The sequence below is a fragment of the Chitinophagales bacterium genome, from assembly GCA_041392475.1.
GTDB lineage: Bacteria > Bacteroidota > Bacteroidia > Chitinophagales > UBA2359 > JAUHXA01.
On the sequence record JAWKLZ010000001.1, the window covers coordinates 2,488,885 to 2,505,868 of the forward strand.

Annotated in this window: 9 protein-coding genes; 1 reads left to right on the top strand and 8 read right to left on the bottom strand. The window is 42.9% G+C overall.

All coding sequences use genetic code 11. The features are described from left to right. Positions 1–95 precede the first annotated feature (95 nt). Genes R3E32_09175 through R3E32_09185 form a run of 3 tightly spaced genes read right to left on the bottom strand, consistent with a single transcriptional unit; the run spans position 96 to position 4,387 of the window. Complete coding sequence (locus tag R3E32_09175; protein MEZ4884883.1) at positions 96–950, bottom strand: DUF1641 domain-containing protein; 855 nt, start codon at positions 948–950, stop codon at positions 96–98. After that, the gene (locus tag R3E32_09180) at positions 928–1,479 is read right to left on the bottom strand and encodes a hypothetical protein (protein MEZ4884884.1); all 552 of its coding nucleotides are present in this window, start codon (positions 1,477–1,479) and stop codon (positions 928–930) included. The genes R3E32_09175 and R3E32_09180 overlap by 23 nt, the downstream gene beginning before the upstream one ends. A gap of 49 nt (positions 1,480–1,528) precedes the next feature. Then, positions 1,529–4,387 (bottom strand): molybdopterin-dependent oxidoreductase, encoded by a 2,859-nt coding sequence (locus R3E32_09185; protein ID MEZ4884885.1) that lies wholly within the window; start codon positions 4,385–4,387, stop codon positions 1,529–1,531. Positions 4,388–4,869: 482 nt separating this feature from the next. Here R3E32_09185 and R3E32_09190 point away from each other — a divergent pair, with 482 nt between their 5' ends. Continuing rightward, positions 4,870–8,070 carry a SprB repeat-containing protein gene (locus R3E32_09190; GenBank protein MEZ4884886.1) on the top strand — a complete coding sequence of 1,067 codons (3,201 nt, stop codon included), beginning with the start codon at positions 4,870–4,872 and terminating at the stop codon, positions 8,068–8,070. A gap of 89 nt (positions 8,071–8,159) precedes the next feature. On the opposite strand, the gene nrfD is transcribed toward R3E32_09190, so the two are convergent. From nrfD to R3E32_09215, 5 genes are all read right to left on the bottom strand, one after another. Beyond that, positions 8,160–9,797 (bottom strand): NrfD/PsrC family molybdoenzyme membrane anchor subunit, encoded by a 1,638-nt coding sequence (gene nrfD / locus R3E32_09195; protein MEZ4884887.1) that lies wholly within the window; start codon positions 9,795–9,797, stop codon positions 8,160–8,162. A 124-nt stretch (positions 9,798–9,921) separates the two neighbouring features. Continuing rightward, complete coding sequence (gene rhuM, locus R3E32_09200) at positions 9,922–10,908, bottom strand: RhuM family protein (GenBank protein MEZ4884888.1); 987 nt, start codon at positions 10,906–10,908, stop codon at positions 9,922–9,924. 252 nt (positions 10,909–11,160) lie between these two features. Beyond that, positions 11,161–11,733 (bottom strand): hypothetical protein, encoded by a 573-nt coding sequence (locus R3E32_09205; GenBank protein MEZ4884889.1) that lies wholly within the window; start codon positions 11,731–11,733, stop codon positions 11,161–11,163. Positions 11,734–11,958: 225 nt separating this feature from the next. Then, positions 11,959–12,540: a LemA family protein gene (locus R3E32_09210; protein MEZ4884890.1), complete on the bottom strand. Its 582-nt coding sequence runs from the start codon at positions 12,538–12,540 to the stop codon at positions 11,959–11,961. 181 nt (positions 12,541–12,721) lie between these two features. Further along, positions 12,722–16,924 carry a choice-of-anchor L domain-containing protein gene (locus R3E32_09215; GenBank protein ID MEZ4884891.1) on the bottom strand — a complete coding sequence of 1,401 codons (4,203 nt, stop codon included), beginning with the start codon at positions 16,922–16,924 and terminating at the stop codon, positions 12,722–12,724. Positions 16,925–16,984: the final 60 nt, after the last annotated feature.

The following is a 16,984-nucleotide window of genomic DNA, read 5'->3' on the forward strand; positions in this document are numbered from 1 at the left end:
AAAGTAAAATTGAATTTTTAATTCAATTTAATCATAACCAAACATTTACTTATTTTGTCTTTCTACTTATGTCTTTCATCCAAAGTCCAAATTTATTACAGTTTCTTACCAAACTGTTTGGCGAAGGCGGTCAAAAAGCCAAGCGTACGCTGCATATCGGGATTGCCCATGACCCGCAACATGCCAAAAAATCCTACTTTTTGGGGTGGTTGATTTTGGCTTTCTGCCAATGCCTGTGCTGCACAATTGACAATTTTCAAAGTTTTAGGAGCCAGAGCACCGCTGTCCAACAAAGCCTTAAATTCTTCGGAACGCATCAAAACGGTCATTTTGGAAGTCAAATTTGCGCCTTCTTTTAGCAACAAATCCAAGTCGAAACCATTGGCTGCTGCGGTTTGATATCCTTCGTCTAACATATCTATGGTCATCGCTACCAATCCAGGTCCTTGATTTGCCAATTCCAATACGCTGTTCAACTGCGATACCATTGCAGGGGAGGTGAGTTTTTCGGCTATTTCTAAAGCCGCTCCCAAACGTTCTTCAATGTCAATGCCTTTGTTCGAAGCTTGCCTTACTGCATCATCCGCCATATCTGCTACCATGCTTACCAATCCAGGTCCTTGATTTGCCAATTCCAATACGCTGTTCAACTGCGATACCATTGCAGGGGAGGTGAGTTTTTCGGCTATTTCTAAAGCCGCTCCCAAACGTTCTTCAATGTTAATGCCTTTGTTCGAAGCTTGCCTTACTGCATCATCCGCCATATCTGCTACCATGCTTACCAAACCAGGTGCTTTATTCGCCAATTCCAACACGCTGTTCAACTGCGATACCATTGCAGGGGAGGTGAGTTTTTCGGCTATTTCTAAGGCTCCTCCCAAACGTTCTTCAATGTTAATGCCTTTGTACGAAGCTTGCCTTACTGCATCATCCGCCATATCTGCTACCATGCTTACCAAACCAAGGTGCTTTATTCGCCAATTCCAACACGCTGTTCAACTGCGATACCATTGCAGGGGAGGTGAGTTTTTCGGCTATTTCTAAGGCTCCTCCCAAACGTTCTTCTAAGTTGATGCCTTTGTTAGAGGCTTGTTTTACCGCATCGTCTGCCATATCTGCTACCATACTTACCAAACCAGGTGCTTTATTCGCCAATTCCAACACGCTGTTCAACTGCGATACCATTGCAGGGGAGGTGAGTTTTTCGGCTATTTCTAAGGCTCCTCCCAAACGTTCCTCAATGTTGATACCTTTTACGGATGCCTTATTGTAAGTTTCATCTACAATATCCGCCGCCATACTCATCAGCCCTGGCCCTCGTTCGATGATTGTGGCCAGCCTATCCACTGTTTGCTCCAAAGTGTCTATTCTGTCAAGCAAATGGTTGATGGCGTGCAATGTTTTTTCACTGGTCAAGCGTTCTTGAAGTTGCTGTCCTTCTGCTGTATCCAACCATCCTCTGTTTCCGTTCTTGGTCATTGCGAAATATATTTTGTTTTATTAATTGATTAAAAGATATATGGAAGCCCTACTTCAAATAAAATAAGTCTTCCTGTGGTCGAACAGGACGCTTAAACCAAAGCGGTCGCCGCAAACCACCTGGACCTGGCGCAGGTCGGGTCATATCCAACCATTTGCGATAGACTTCAAAAGACTTTTCGGTATCCACCATGATGTCACCGTACTTATCCTCTGGATGTGCCAATTCCACTCGAACCTTCTGATGCCAACAGTGCATTCCGCTGATGGGGTCGGGGTGAACTGGAAAGGTAATGTTTTGATGTACACCGCCATCGCTCCAAAAAATGCGGGATGAATCGGCATCGGTACTTTTGTAGGGGCGAATACCTTGCAGGGTTTGCATTTTCCATGCAGTACCCTCTTTTTTAATGGAAACCGTGTTGGTTGCCCAGCGATTGCCCACTTTGTCTTGTGGTCTGCGCCAACGTCCGAGGTGATGCGAACAGGCAATAACTCCTGGCTTCATACCTTCTGTAACCCAGACTTTGTCGACAAAATAACCGATGTCGGTATTGATTCTGACCAAAGATCCTGTTTGAACGCCCATTTTTTCGGCATCCGAAGTGTGCATCCATATTGGGTTTCGATTCGCTATTTCGGTGAGCCACTTGGCATTGCCCGAACGTGAGTGAATCAAGACAGGCAAACGGAAAGTCGGCACAAGCGGAAACTCTCCTTTGGAGGAGTCAATGTTGTCGGGGTGAATGTGACTTTTGATGTATGTCGGAATGGCGTGTTCGCCCCATTTCCAATCTACCATAGTTTGCGAGAAAAATTCTTGTTTTCGGGTTGGTGTGGGAAAACCTACATGTGCTTTGCCGTCCACCATCACACCTATTTCATTGCCGCCTTTCGTGATTACGCCTGTTTTTTGGTCAATAGCAGCATTTTGCAGTTCTGTGTCTTGCAACGTTTTGAGGTATTTGTTGTAAGAGGTTTTTTCGATTTCAAACGCCCCATATTTTTTCATATAGTCCAATGGATTCAATCCTTCTTTTGCAGCCGCTTCGGGCAATCCTGCAACGTTCTCAAAAATGTATTGGTAGTATTCATCAATGTTGATTTTTTCGCCTTCTCGATAAGGAGACAAAAAGTGTTTGCGGATGCCGAGACTACCGTCGGGATCTATGCGCCAAGAGAGTTCAATCCAAAACTCGTCTTCTTCCCACACTTCGCCTGGGTTGGTTTCGTAGGTAAATTCGGTAATTTTTCCCGCTCGCCTTGCCGCCTCTCGCAAAACGGGCTGGCGAAAAGCAATCCACATTCCGCTATGGGTCGCATAGCTGTTGATGTCGTGTCGCTCGGCTGAATGTCCCATTGGCAGCACATAGTCTGCAAAAAATGCTGTTTCGTTCCAAGTAGGCGTGAGTGCAATGTGCATCCCTACTTTTTCGGCATCTTGCAGCATTTCCATCCAACTGAATCCATCGGGATAGGTCCAAACGGGATTGAAGACACGGGTGAAATAGACCGACATTTTACCCCGATTTTCCTTCAAAAAATGCGGCAACAAAAAGCTCATTTCGAAGAATGCCAGTGGATATTCATTCGGAAAATGCAGTTCGTTCCAGAATTTGTGGGCAGGTGGATTGTCAAAAAACTTGGGCTTGAATTTGTTCCAACTATTGGGTGAAGTTCCTCCAACGGTTCCCACACTACCTGTCAAAACATTGAGAAAATGCAAACAACGAGAAACGCACCAGCCGCCAAGGTTGCCGCTTGCTGCACTTCTCCAATTGTGGGTCGCAAATCGTTCTCCTGCTTTGCCTATTTCTGTAGCGACTTCTATTACTGTTGCAGCTTTTACGCCACTTTCTTGTTCTGCAAATTCGGGTGTATATTCGGCGTAAACGTCTATCAATACTTCAATGAAGTTGTCGAAAGTGCGCTCTACTGCGGGATGTTCTTTTTCTAGGTATTCTTCCCAGTTGACCCAATTGCGGACAAACTTTTCATTGTAGAGTTTTTTCTGCAAAATGATGCGAGCCATTGCCAACAACAAAGCAGCTTCACTTCCTGGATAGGTTGGCATCCAATAGTTTGCCATGCTTGCGGTGTTGGACAAACGGGGGTCCATGACCGCCAATTTTGCACCTGCCATCATACCTTCAATGATGCGCTGTGCATGTGGATTGAAGTAGTGTCCAGATTCTAAGTGTGCGCTAATCAGCAGAATAAACTTAGCATTGGCATGGTCGGGGGAAGGGCGGTCGTAGCCATACCATATATTGTAGCCAAATCGTGCGCCTGATGAGCAGATGTTGGTGTGGCTGTTGTGCCCGTCAACACCCCATGCCTGTAACACCCTATCCATGTAACCTTCATGTCCGGGGCGACCAACATGGTAGGCGACTTCATTGTTTCTACCTTCTTGTAGTGCCTTGCGAATTTCGGCAGAAATTTCATTGAGGGCTTGGTCCCAAGTGATGCGTTCCCATTCTCCTGCTCCTCGTTCGCCTTTTCGTTTCATGGGGTAGAGGATGCGATCTGGATCGGTGATTTGGTTGATGGTAGCGGGACCTTTGGCGCAGTTGCGTCCTCGGCTTCCGGGGTGGTAGGGATTGCCTTCAAATTTTCGTATTTGATTGGTTTCTTTGTCGACATAAGACAACAAACCACAAGCAGATTCACAATTGAAGCAGGTGGTCGGCACAATGGAATAGTGTTTTTTGTCCTTTTTGGGCCAGCTTTTGGCTTCGTATTCTACCCAATCATCCCACTGCTCGGGGGGAGGATATTTAGTGAGGTCACCAGGCTCAGTGAGGCGAGGTAAGGCAATTTCTTGTTGTTTTTCGTGTAGGTTAGGAATGATGCGGAGTTTTTCCGCTATTTTTTCTATGATGGAGGGTTTGTGTTTGTAGCTCATTCTTTTCTATTTACTAAGTAATGAATCCTATTGAAGTGTCAATATCGTTTAAATATTTCTACTTATTGATTGTTTTGGATTTAATTGTAGGCATAGTTACGGATAATCCGTTTCACAAATAGTGACTTTTATCACCAAATGGGCTATGAGGTCATTTTACTGTTGTTTGAGGAGATGTATATATTTTTGGGTAGTAATTATTTTCCTGCAAATGCTTTATCTAAAATAATTTTCTCTCTAAACCTAAAACCCTCAGTTTTCAAAGAACTATTACTATTCTTAATAATAGCATCCATAATCTCCATAAATTAAATACAAATTTATTTTTGGCAAAAAATTTGCTGTTAAGTTCTTCAACACACTATTAATAAAACACACATATCAAATTTTTCAATAGTTTAACAGACATTATTATGACAATTTATTGAATTGAGGTCATAATTATGCCTAATATTAATCCACGAAATAAATAGTAGAATACAATGAGACTTATCAAGCCCTTACACTCACTCTTGTACAGAAACAATCGTTTTTTCAAATTAAGCAAACATTCACTATATAAGTTCCTGTCTGTTTTTCTCCTGCTTTTTAGTTTTCACACATCTTCAATTGCCCAAACTTGTAGTGGCAATGCTACGACAGTTGTTTCCTCCCATTATACCTACAATTCTACCCGAGCATTGGGTGTGGCAAACAACTCTGGTGCTGGCCTGTACAACATAAATGCACAACTGGTATTGGATCTGGGAAACATTCTAAACTCAGGTCAAAATTTCACAATTCGCTGGGCAGATGTGTCTAGTACCGATCCTATAATCCGCATAGAACAATCTTTGGATGGAGTGAATTTTACCACCGCAACAGGCAGTCCTTTTACCGTAAATACCTCAAATTCATGGGCAAATAAAGTGGTCACTACCAACACCCAAACACGCTATTTGAGGATTACGAATACCAATGACAGCGATTTGTTGATAGATGCCATCACTTTTACATCGGTATCTTGTGACAATACACCAAATTTTACCAATAGAGTGGATGATGGAACTTGCACAGGAAGTACCGTTAACAATGATGCAGCCATTATTTCTTATAGCATCATCAATGCCAATAGGATAGGCATCAGCTCGGCAAATGCAAGCAGCTACAATGGAAATGCTTATGCAAGTGCCAGTACAATCAGTGGTGGAACTTTCACCTTCTCCAATTTGATGCACAATACCACCTACATCATTCGAGCCTTCAATGGAAACAATACCAACTTTACAGATGCAACGGTTTCTGTTATTTCTGCCCCTTGTCAACCCCCTTCTGATTTGCCGTGGACAGCTGGAGATTGTGGCATTTTATTAGGAGGAGTTGCAGCAGCCACCTGTGGAGTCACTACTTCTGTTCCTGAATCTATGCGTTGGAGTTTTGGATTGATGGACATCAAAAATTCTATTCCCGCTTCAGGTAGGGTGGACCAATCAGGCAATCAAGCCATGTATCATCATTCTTCTTGGCACATTGATCAGATTGGAAATGTCTATGGGATTGCAATGAACCAAACCACAGGAGATATATTTTTGACCGCTTCGGCGAATTATGGAGCGGGTTTTTTGGGTCAACCTGGCATCATCAAGTATGGCAGCATTGGAGGAGGAGCCAGTAGTTTGGCTGCTGCAGGAACAGTTTATCGAATAGATGGTTATTCGGGACAAGCAAGCGTATTTGCACAATTGCCCCAACAATCTACCACTATTAACAACGAAGACTGTGAAACTACAGAATCTGCTTCCAGAACAACAGGCCCAGGGTTGGGAAACATTGCTTACGATGAAACCCACAACCAGTATTTTGTATCAAATATTGAAGATGGAAGAATCTATCGTTTGAATGCTTCAGGCACTATCTTAGATTCTTACGATCCACTGATTTACGACAATGGTGCAGCAGGAATTACCAATTTAGAGGACTTGGCCTATGGTTTGGCTGTTGAGCCTGATGGCGGACGTTTATTTTTTGGAATGGTGGATGCCCCCAATGGAGGTTCTATTGCAGGAGTTGGTACTGTTCCCATTTACTCAGTTGCATTGACGGGGAGCGGTGGTTTTTCAGGAACTGTGAACAATACCAATATGCCAAGCGGAGCAACTTACAATAACTATGTAGGTGCGGATGTATTTCATACCAATATCTCTACGGGTAGTTCTACTGGTTCTACCTACACAACCAATACTGTTTATCTCATCTCCGATTTGGCATTTTCACCCAATGGTGATTTGTTAGCAGCAGTCAGAGTGAGTTGCAAAAACACATTTTTTAGTTCTTACAATCACTGGGGAGAAACAAATATCATCACAAAAAATGGATCAGGTATTTACAACAACAGCATTACCGAACTGAATGTTTCGGTACAAGGAGATGCGGCAGTTGAAGACAGTTATGGAGGAGTAGGAGTCTATGAACTGCAAGATGGCTCAGGAGAAATCCACTATGTCCTCTCTTCTTCGGATATTTTGGATGAAGCAGGGCCTCACGGTATTGCGGTCTTCAAATCTACCACTACCAATTCCCCCATTTCTCCCTTGGGAGCACTCTCTTATGGTTTTGTGGACTCTGGCGACCCCAAAGGAATGGGAGGAGATGTTGAAGTTTTTAGTTCATGTGATTGTACTGAACCCACTGCTAGTGCTTCCGCTGATGATGGCACCTGTTCTACAGGCACTACTCCTAATAATGACGCAAGTATCACTTTGTCAGGAATATCTAATGGTACTCGAATAAGTATCAGTAGTGCAAATGCAGCGAGTTATGATGGCGATGTCTTTTTTGATGCGACCAATATTTCGGGTAGTAGTGCTACGCTCTCCAATTTGCAGCACAATGCAGATTACATCATCCGAGTCTTCAATGGAGGAGGAGCTTGTTACACAGATTTTACAATCACAACCCCAGATATTTCTATACCCACTTGCTCTGCCTCCAATGACAGCCCCATCTGTATCGGAAATACCTTGCAACTTACTTCAACAGGTGGCATGTCTTGGTCTTGGAGCAGCAATGGAAGTGCGGTATTAAGCAGTATGACTGCCCAGAACCCGACTGCAACGAATGTAAGCAATGGCGAAATTTTTAGTGTAACGGTAACAGACGGAAATGGTTGTAGCAGCACTTGTACAACGACTGCAACAGTTACGAACCCTCCTATCTTGACTCCAAACAACGATGCGCTTTTGTGCAATGGCGATAGCAATGGCACGGTGAGTGTGGGTGTTTCGGGAGGCAGTCCAACCTTCAATTATGCTTGGTCCACAGGCGGCAATGCAGCAAGTATAACCAATTTGAGCGCAGGAACTTATACGGTAACAGTCACAGATGCCAGCAATTGTGTGACAACGGCCACAGCCACAGTGACAGAACCCAGTACGCTTGGAGTCGTATTGAATCCAAGTAATGTAACTGTCAAACATGGCTACGATGGAAGTATTACTACATCTGTTACGGGTGGAACTCCTAACTATGCCTACGAATGGAGCAATGGCGAAACAACTGCCAATCTCAGTGCTTTATCAGCAGGTACTTATACGGTGACAGTCACCGATTTCAATGATTGTACACAAACTGCCGAAGTGACCATTACACAACCTAATTGTCCGCCTAATATTGAATGTGGGAGGGTGAGTGTGGCGAGGAATTAAGCAGTGAATCTATCAAACAAGAAAAGGCATGAACTCTTCCAAATTCATGCCTTTTCGCTTTTCTGCAAAAGCCTATTGTTTTAATTCTATCAATTCAACTCAATCTGCTGCGGTGCTTCTACCCATATTTTTTCGGTAATGTAAATACCTACCAAAGCCGTCAATCCTGCAACCGCAAGAATAGGAATGGAAGTACCTCCCACAAAAGCAAGCACCAAAGGAATTACATTGCCGAGGATCAATGTGCCACCCCAAAATTGATTTTTATACATTCCAGAAGTAATCATTTTTACAACTGTCTTTGCATCATCCGTTGGATGGGGAACGGTAATTTCTGCCCATAAAATCACCAAATTGGTGATAGTTGAAGCAATCAAAACCATTTTCAAATAAGCTATCCATTCTGTATTTCCGCCCATTGCAGCCGCTAATACCAACAAGATGGCGGCACCAGCCATAAAACTATGTATCAACATGTGCATCGGTAAAACTGGACTTTGCCAAAAATCACGTCCTTTGGATTGGGCAAACAAGAAGGCCGTGTAAATGGCAGTAATCACTCCAAACACAGCACCTATCCACCAAAAAGCCGTCACCAAAGCATCCATTTGTAAAAATTTTGCGCCCAACCAAAACGTCAAAAGACCACCGTAAATCGCCAAGGCATAACCACCTTTGACCAACCATGAACGCCATTGAGGTCGAAGCATGACATACAAAAATCGTTTGGGTTGGTCCAAATCCATTACCAACAAAACGGTCGTTGCAGCCAAAAACAAAAGACTAATACCAACAGCCGCCCATTCGGTCATGGCTTCAACAGGCGCAATACCAAAAGCTACGGCTAAAAAGGTCACCAAAAATGTACCTGCTGCAATGGCTTTCGTCCACACATAAGTCGACACTTCCCATCCCCAAAGGATGCCTTTTTTGGGTGCATCATACACACGTTTGGCATTTTCCATCACCGCTTCAATGGTTCTTTTCTTAGGTTGTGTTGCTGCAACATCTATTGCAGGTTTGGGAGTAATGGTTTCACCTGATAGTTCCGCTGCCATTTCGACCAAACTTTTGCCGTCCATGATTTTTTCGGCAGCATAGCGGGCATAGTGTCCGACACCTCCCGTTTGGGAATTCCACATATAGTCGTCCGACTTTTGGGTAGCTGAAGCATTGAGAGAACTCAAGTCTCCATCAATGTAAAATACATTGGGTTTTGTACCTTTTTCTGGTTTGCGGACAGTGACAGCTTCTCTCGAAAGCAATTGAGCGATTTCGGTTGTTGGGTCTTCCATATCACCTGAAATGATGGCATGTTCCGGGCAGACATTCACACATGCTGGCTCCAAACCCACATCAACTCTATGGGCGCAGTAATTACATTTTGCAGCCGTATGGGTGTTGGGGTCAATGTAGAGAACATCATAGGGACAGGCTTGCATACAAGATTTGCAGCCAATGCAACGGTCATTGTCAAAATCCACAATTCCGTCAGGTCGAATATAGAGCGCCTCAACAGGGCAGATTTCTACACAGGGCGCATCGGTGCAATGGTTGCAGCGCATGACCGAAAAAAGTCGTCGAGAATCGGGAAAAGTTCCTTTTTCGACTTGTTTGACCCAAGTTCGGTTTACACCTATTGGCACATCGTGTTCTGATTTGCAGGCTACTGTACATGCGTGACAGCCTATACATTTGCGATTGTCTATTACGAATCCGTATTTCATGTGGTTGTTTGTTGTTGGCTTTGAAAGTCGAAATATAAGGGAAGATAGGTAAAATGTGGGTGACTATTATCACATTTTGCAGTTTTGTGAAAGTTGAATGGTAGGAAAGGAAAAAACTACAAGTTTATTGAATCAAATTGACCACTACTTTCACCATCATGTCTTTGTCTTCTGAATGGCTTTCTGCAATCATCAGCGTCAAGGCTACAAGGGTTTCATCGGCTATTTTTTTGTAGCCGTTTTTGTCGAAAAGTAGGTGATTTACATCCAAAAACCAAACAAACAAAAAGGCTGCAATGCGCTTGTTGCCATCCGAAAATGAATGATTTTTGACCACAAAATACAGTAGATTTGCCGCTTTTTCTTCAATGCTTGGATAAAGGTCTATTCCTCCAAATGTCTGAAAAATGTTCTGCAATGAACCTTTGAAAGAATCGTCTTTTTCTCTCCCAAACAAACCTTCAAAGTTCGTTTGTCTGCCCAATTCGTCAATCGCTGCCCGTGCTTCAGAATAGGTGATTTGGTAAGCGGTTTGAGTAGATTCTCTCGTCATTTCTAACCGTTGATGGTCGTAATCGTCCAACAAATCCAAGGCACGAGAATAACCTCCAATGACTTTCAACAATCCAATCGCTTCCGTATTGTTGAGTTCCCTGCGCTTGATGATGTCGTTTTGGAGGGCAACTATTTGCTGCAATTCACTGAGTTGCTCGGTTTTTTGTGCCAAACGCTTTTCGTTGATAGCATATCCTTTCACGAGATAGTCTTTCAATATTTGATTCGCCCAGATGCGGAATTGAGTAGCTCTTTTAGACTTTACCCTATAACCTATTGCAATGATAGCATCCAAATTATAATTCCTCTGATTCCGCTTAACCGTTCTTTTTCCTTCTTTTCGAACTTGTAAGAAATCCTTACAAGTTGCATCTTCTATTAACTCACCTTCTTCAAATACACCTTTTAAGTGCATGGTCACATTTTGCGGAGTTGTTTCAAACAAATCTGCCATTTGTGCTTGAGTCAACCAAACTGTGTCTTCTTGTAAAGTCACCTGTAATTCCATTCCTCCGTCTTCTGATTGATAAATTACTATTTGTTCTTGTATAGTCATAATTTCATTTTTTTATATAATAGTTCGCTATAAATCAATTACAAATATAACAAAGTACCTCTAATTCTGCCTATTCATCATATTTTTAAATCACCTCAAATACATTGCATTTGGGCTTTAAGCAGCAATAAAAATATACTTTTTATTTTTAAAAAATATATTTTTATAGATCTAAGAAACAAAAAACACCCTTACTGCACATACGGTCAGCAAGGGTGTTTTAGTTTGTGAAGTGATTAGAACTCAATTAGTCTAATTTGCAGAAATCGTATATTCAAATTTATTGCCTACCGAGTAATTTCGCATATTGATGCTGATTACCTTGTCTCTCGCATTGGAGATGGTAAAGGCTTTGGTTTTGGTGTAGTTACCATTGTTGAAGGTATAGGAATGAATGGTTCGGGTATTGTTATTTTTATCTGTGGTACAAATGGTTACACCTGTTTTGGCTTTTCCATCTGTTTTGCGGAGTGTGATGGTGACGGTGTTGTTTCTTGCAGGTGGAGTGATGAATGTGCGGTTGGTTTGTCCCATGATAGTACCGTTTTCACTGCGGTTGTTGATTTTGAGGTCTCTTGGCCCGATGGTCGCCCAACTATTGCCGACCAAGCCATTCCAACTACTGATTGCACGGTCGGCTTGATTGAGGTAAGTGACTGTATTGAGTCCACTTGCATCACCTACTCCCAAATCTTTCCACGCTTTCCACATTTTTGAAACAACGCCTGCCGAAGAACTGCAACTCGGTGTTTGAGCTGAAACGGTTGCATTACAAAGTAAGAAACAAATCACCAAAGAGAACGAACATTTTACTAAAGTTTTCATCTGAATAAGGTTTTATTGGTTTATTAAAAAAATGTACTTGATTGTGTTCGCTCATATTAGACGCATGGAGATTGGGGTTTTGAAAAATAATTGAAAAAAGTAGCTGTGGGGAATTGGAGGAACGGTAAAGAACGGGCATAAAAAAACTCCAAACCATTTTATAATCAATGATTTGGAGTTCCAATTGAATAAATAAAAATTTATTTTATTGAGTCTTCCGACTAATCAAAACTTCACCTCTGGCGCATTTTCTGCCCCAGCGTCCGACTCAAAATAGCCTTTTTTGCTAAAGCCAAAGATACCTGCGGTAATGTTGTTCGGAAAAGAACGGACATATTTGTTGTAGTTTTTTACTTGATCATTGAAGCGATTTCGCTCCACACGAATCCTGTTTTCAATGCCCTCCAACTGGGACTGTAAATCTCTAAAAGCATCCGTAGCCTTTAGTTCGGGGTAACTTTCTACGGTTGCCAATAGGCGAGAAAGTGCAGAGTTAAGCCCTGATTGTGCTTCTTCAAACTTTTTGATAGCATCGGGTGTGAGGTTCGTTGGGTCAACGGTTACACCTGTTGCCCTTGCACGAGCATTCACCACTGCTTCTAAGGTTTCTTTCTCAAAATTTGCAGCACCTTTCACTGTTGAAACCAAGTTGGGAATCAAATCTGCACGTGCTTGATAGGCATTTTGTACATTTCCCCATTGCCCTTCTACTTCTTCATCCAAGCTGACCATCGAATTGTAGCCACAGGAATTAAGTGTTAATAGGGTAACAATCAACAAACTGAATAATTTAATTTGTTTCTTCATGTCTTTTATTTTTTGAGTTTTTGATGTTAACTTAGAGTAAAAATAACAATATTTCATTAAAATTAATGCATCAGGCCTTAGTTTGGTCTATCCAAAAAAATAAACACCCCTGATAGCTGAATAATTCCATCTATCAGGGGTGTTCGATAGTTTTTTTACAAAACTTAGAAATTGCCTGTGCTTACCGAATCAAAGTAACATTCCCTTGAAAGGTCTTAATTTCTCCGTTTAGCAGCGTCAATTGTCCATAATAAACATAGGTACCAATGGGTTGGTCTTCAAAATTGTAAGTTCCATCCCAGTCACTGCCCGTGCTTTGGGCATGAAAAATTTCCTTTCCCCAACGATTGAAGACATATAAATCCAGCGAAACAATATTTGGTCCAAATACTCCCCAAGTATCGTTTACTCCATCTCGGTTGGGCGAAAAAGCATTGGGAATCAAATATCCATCTACCAACACTTCTTCCACCATAACTTCTGCAATGCCTGTGCAACCTACCGAATTGGTAACAGTCACCGCATACACTCCCGCTTCTGTCACCAACACATTTGCAGTCGTTTGACCATTCGACCACAAATAGTCATCAAAAAAGCCTGTGCCAATTGAAGTGCTGCCTCCACCACCTACAAACTGCAATTCGCCTACAATAGAAGGTTCAGCAGCTTCTTCAAACAGCACTTCTGCCATGCCCGAAGACTGACAACCCGTTGTATCCATTGCCAAAACAGAATAGACTCCCGCTTCACTCACTTCAATGATTTGCGTCGTTTCACCATTCGACCATTCATAGGAGGAAAAACCTTCTCCCGCATCCAACAAGGTTGTCTTGTCGGGACACAGGCGTATATCTTGTAGTTCAATTTGATTGCCTACATTGTCCACCAAAAACTCAAATATTTGTTCGGTTTCACATCCTTGTTGATTCCTAACCGTCAAAGTGTAGGTAACACTTTCGGAAATGGTCGCAACAGGGTTGGGAATTTTGGGATTGTTGAGTCCCATTGCAGGAGACCATGTATAAGTATAGTCCGAAATCTTGTTGTAATCCGTCAATTGAATCTCCCGCACTTCGTCAAAACACAAGACCACATTCACCATTGTATCAGGTAAATAGGGCAATGCTTCAACAAACACCCTCACCGAATCCACTACCGTACAGCCCAAATCGTCTTCTGCAATCACTGTGTACCAAGTGCTGGAAGTCGGACTTGCCACAGGTGAAGCCGTATTCACACTGCTCAAACCTTCGGCTGGACTCCACAGATGATTTTTGCCCCCACTTGCAGATAATTGTACCGATTCACCTTCACAAATTACTTGGTTTTCGCCAGCATCTACATTGGTATTGTCAAACAACAAAAGCGAAGCAGAAAGCGGCACAAACGTACAATCACATTGCACATTTTCGATGGTCAGGGTAATAGATTCAACAGGTTCTTCCAAATTGTCGTTGATGGCTTCAATGGTGACTGTTACACTCGTATCGCCAGGAGGGATGATGATTTGCCCATTCAAACCCGTATAATCCACACCCGAAATCGCCGTTCCACCGACTGTATATTCAATTGGATAAGGCTCGTCTAAGGTGGTAAAATTGACCCGTTTAAACACAAATTGTCCCGTTTGACACCCCTCCAATACATTGCGAGTACCATTGACAGACCCTATTGAAGCCACATCAATTTCACTACCTGCACTAAAACTATTTGCCTCCAAAAATACGGCCGAATCAAAAATGCCATCTCCCACATCTGCAATCGCCAATTTGATGTGATAGGTTTGACAAGGAATCAAGTTGGTCGCTGTTGCAGTAAGTGGAACCGTGTAGCCATCCATTTGAGAACGGGGACTATTGAAGGGATTGTTTACATAGTATTGCGAATTTGCAAGACTGGTACAATTTTGTGGAAAGTAGTTTTGCCCGGCTTGACCCCTATTTACCGAATTGATGGCCACTGGAATATTGGAGTTGGGAATCAAGGCAATATTCTTTTGACCTGCAATATCTGGCCCACTAATAAAAAATGCAAACACATCATTGAAGTTACTGCAAACATATTCGGGGTATTCCTCTGATGCAAACACATAGTTGAAGGTCAGTGTTTCGGAGGTCGGTACAAAGTCAAATTCCAATACGGCAGCATCATTGATATCGTTTGTTGAAGCACCTGGCAACAAGTTTGCCAAATCACTATCTCCTCCTTCTCCTAAGTCTTCACCTTTGTTAATACCGTCATCGTTGTTGGGGCCGTAGATGTTGGTAGAATCGCCTGTCAACAACATGATTCCTTCTGTAAAACCAATGTCCATGTTGTTCTTGCGTTTGAAGTAACCCAAAGCCCTTGCATCTCCTCTGTAAATCACATTTTCGACAATCAAACAACCTCCACCTGTCAATACTTCTTCCACCAAAAAATAAGGGCAACTATAACAATCTGTATCATCCTCCAAGCCGACCTTCATGTTGCCCGACACATTGCCATTGCAGGCAGCATCACGCATCATTGCCAAACCGTAAGTTGTTTCTTGATCTGGATATACTTCTAATACATAAGGATTGGCGTAAATATCCGAAACTGTTCCTGCAATCGTGCCATTTTCTGTGTAAGTAAATCTCCAAGGCGGTGTTCCTGTAAATGCTACTTCCAAATAAGCAGGGAAACCAGCAAAAATGGTGGTATCGTTGGAAACCATTTTGGCAGTAGGTTGGGCTATGACAATGGATTTGGTAACATCATCGCTGCCCAAATCATTGCTTACCTTCAATGTTACCTGATACGTGCCATTTGAAGGATAGGTCACAATGGGGTTTTTATCCATTGAAGTAGCGGGATTTCCTCCAGGAAACTGCCATTCATACGTTTTGGGTTCTAAGCCTCCGCTGATGTTGTGAAAAGTAATCGCCTGCCCTGCACAAGCGGTTTCGATAAAATCGGTGGTGAAATTGGCAATCGGTTCGCTCGGCACACAAATCATGGCGTTTCGAGCGTTGATGCGTCCTGCGCCCAATTGTCCGATATAGTCAGGGTTCTGATTATCAATATTATCCGCAGTTCGTTTGAGGCAGGCTTCAATGGTATCGGGATGCAATTCGGGGTCTAAAGACAGCATCAAAGCCGCCAAGCCAGACACCAAAGGACAAGCCATTGAAGTACCGTCCCACGAATCATAGGAACTTTCAGTGACGGCAATGCTGCTGTAAATTTGCACACCAGGAGCCATGACATCAATCGTTGGCCCAAAGTTGGAAAAACTTGCTTTTCGGTCATTGGAGTCGCTTGCCCCTACGCTGATGATGTGATCGTAAGAGGCGGGATACATTGGGCTGTCGGTATCGCTGTTTCCTGCTGCGGCTACGAGGGTAATGCGTTTATTGTGGGCAAGGTTGAAAACATCTTGATCGGTTTGGGAAGGCGCACCTCCTCCCCAAGACATGCTGATAACGTGCGCCCCTGCTGCAATCGCATATTCTACGCCTTCCATTGCGCCAACCAATGAAGCGGTGGCATCATCGGCAGTTTTGACGGGAATGATGGTCACATTGTAGCCCATTGCAGCGATTGCCAAGCCGTTGTCGGTAGCGGCTGATACGATTCCTGCACAGTGTGTTCCATGCGAAAAACTATCGTCACCTGTATTGGGAGGGTTGGGGTCATTATCGTTATCCCCTGCATCCCAGCCCATTACATCGTCCACATAACCATTGCCATCATCGTCTATGCCATTGTTGGCTATTTCGTTGTCGTTGCGCCAGATGTTTGCCGCCAAGTCTTCGTGTGTGGTCAAAACGGCATCATCGACCATTGCGACCCAAACGTCTTTGTTGCCTGTTGCCAAATCCCATGCACCTTCAGCCTCTACTTTCTTCAAATTCCACTGGTCGGGATGTAGGTCGTTGGGTGTTAAAAACTTTTGATACAGTGGCACTTGTTCTGCAAATTCTACAAAAGAGAGTTTTTGAAGAGCTTCAATGAGAACGGTTGGCTCTTGATTTTGCCGAAAATAAATGCGGTAATACTGTTGCATTTCAGGCAGGCGTTTGAAGGCTTTTTCGATGCGGTAAATACTGCATTCTTCAATGAGTGTGGCCAATCGGTGTTCTCGGCTGCTTACCTCTCCCCCGTTGTACTCCAATGAGATTCTTATGTTTTCTTTGACTTTGACATAGAGTTTGCCCGACTGATATTCCGATACTTTTGAAGCAATTGGGTGGTTTGAAGTCAAAATATTTGTTTGTACCGATTCTATACAAACAATCGTAGAATTCACGCCATTGCTGTCACAAACTTCATAACAGTTATCAATGGCAGATAGTGGATTGGAGTAAAAAAGAATTAGTAGCGAAAGCAACAGAAATTGTATAGAATTTTTTTGAAGCATAACAGACCAGTTTAGAATGATAATAAAGCAATTGGGTTGTTTGAGTGATATATAGACACT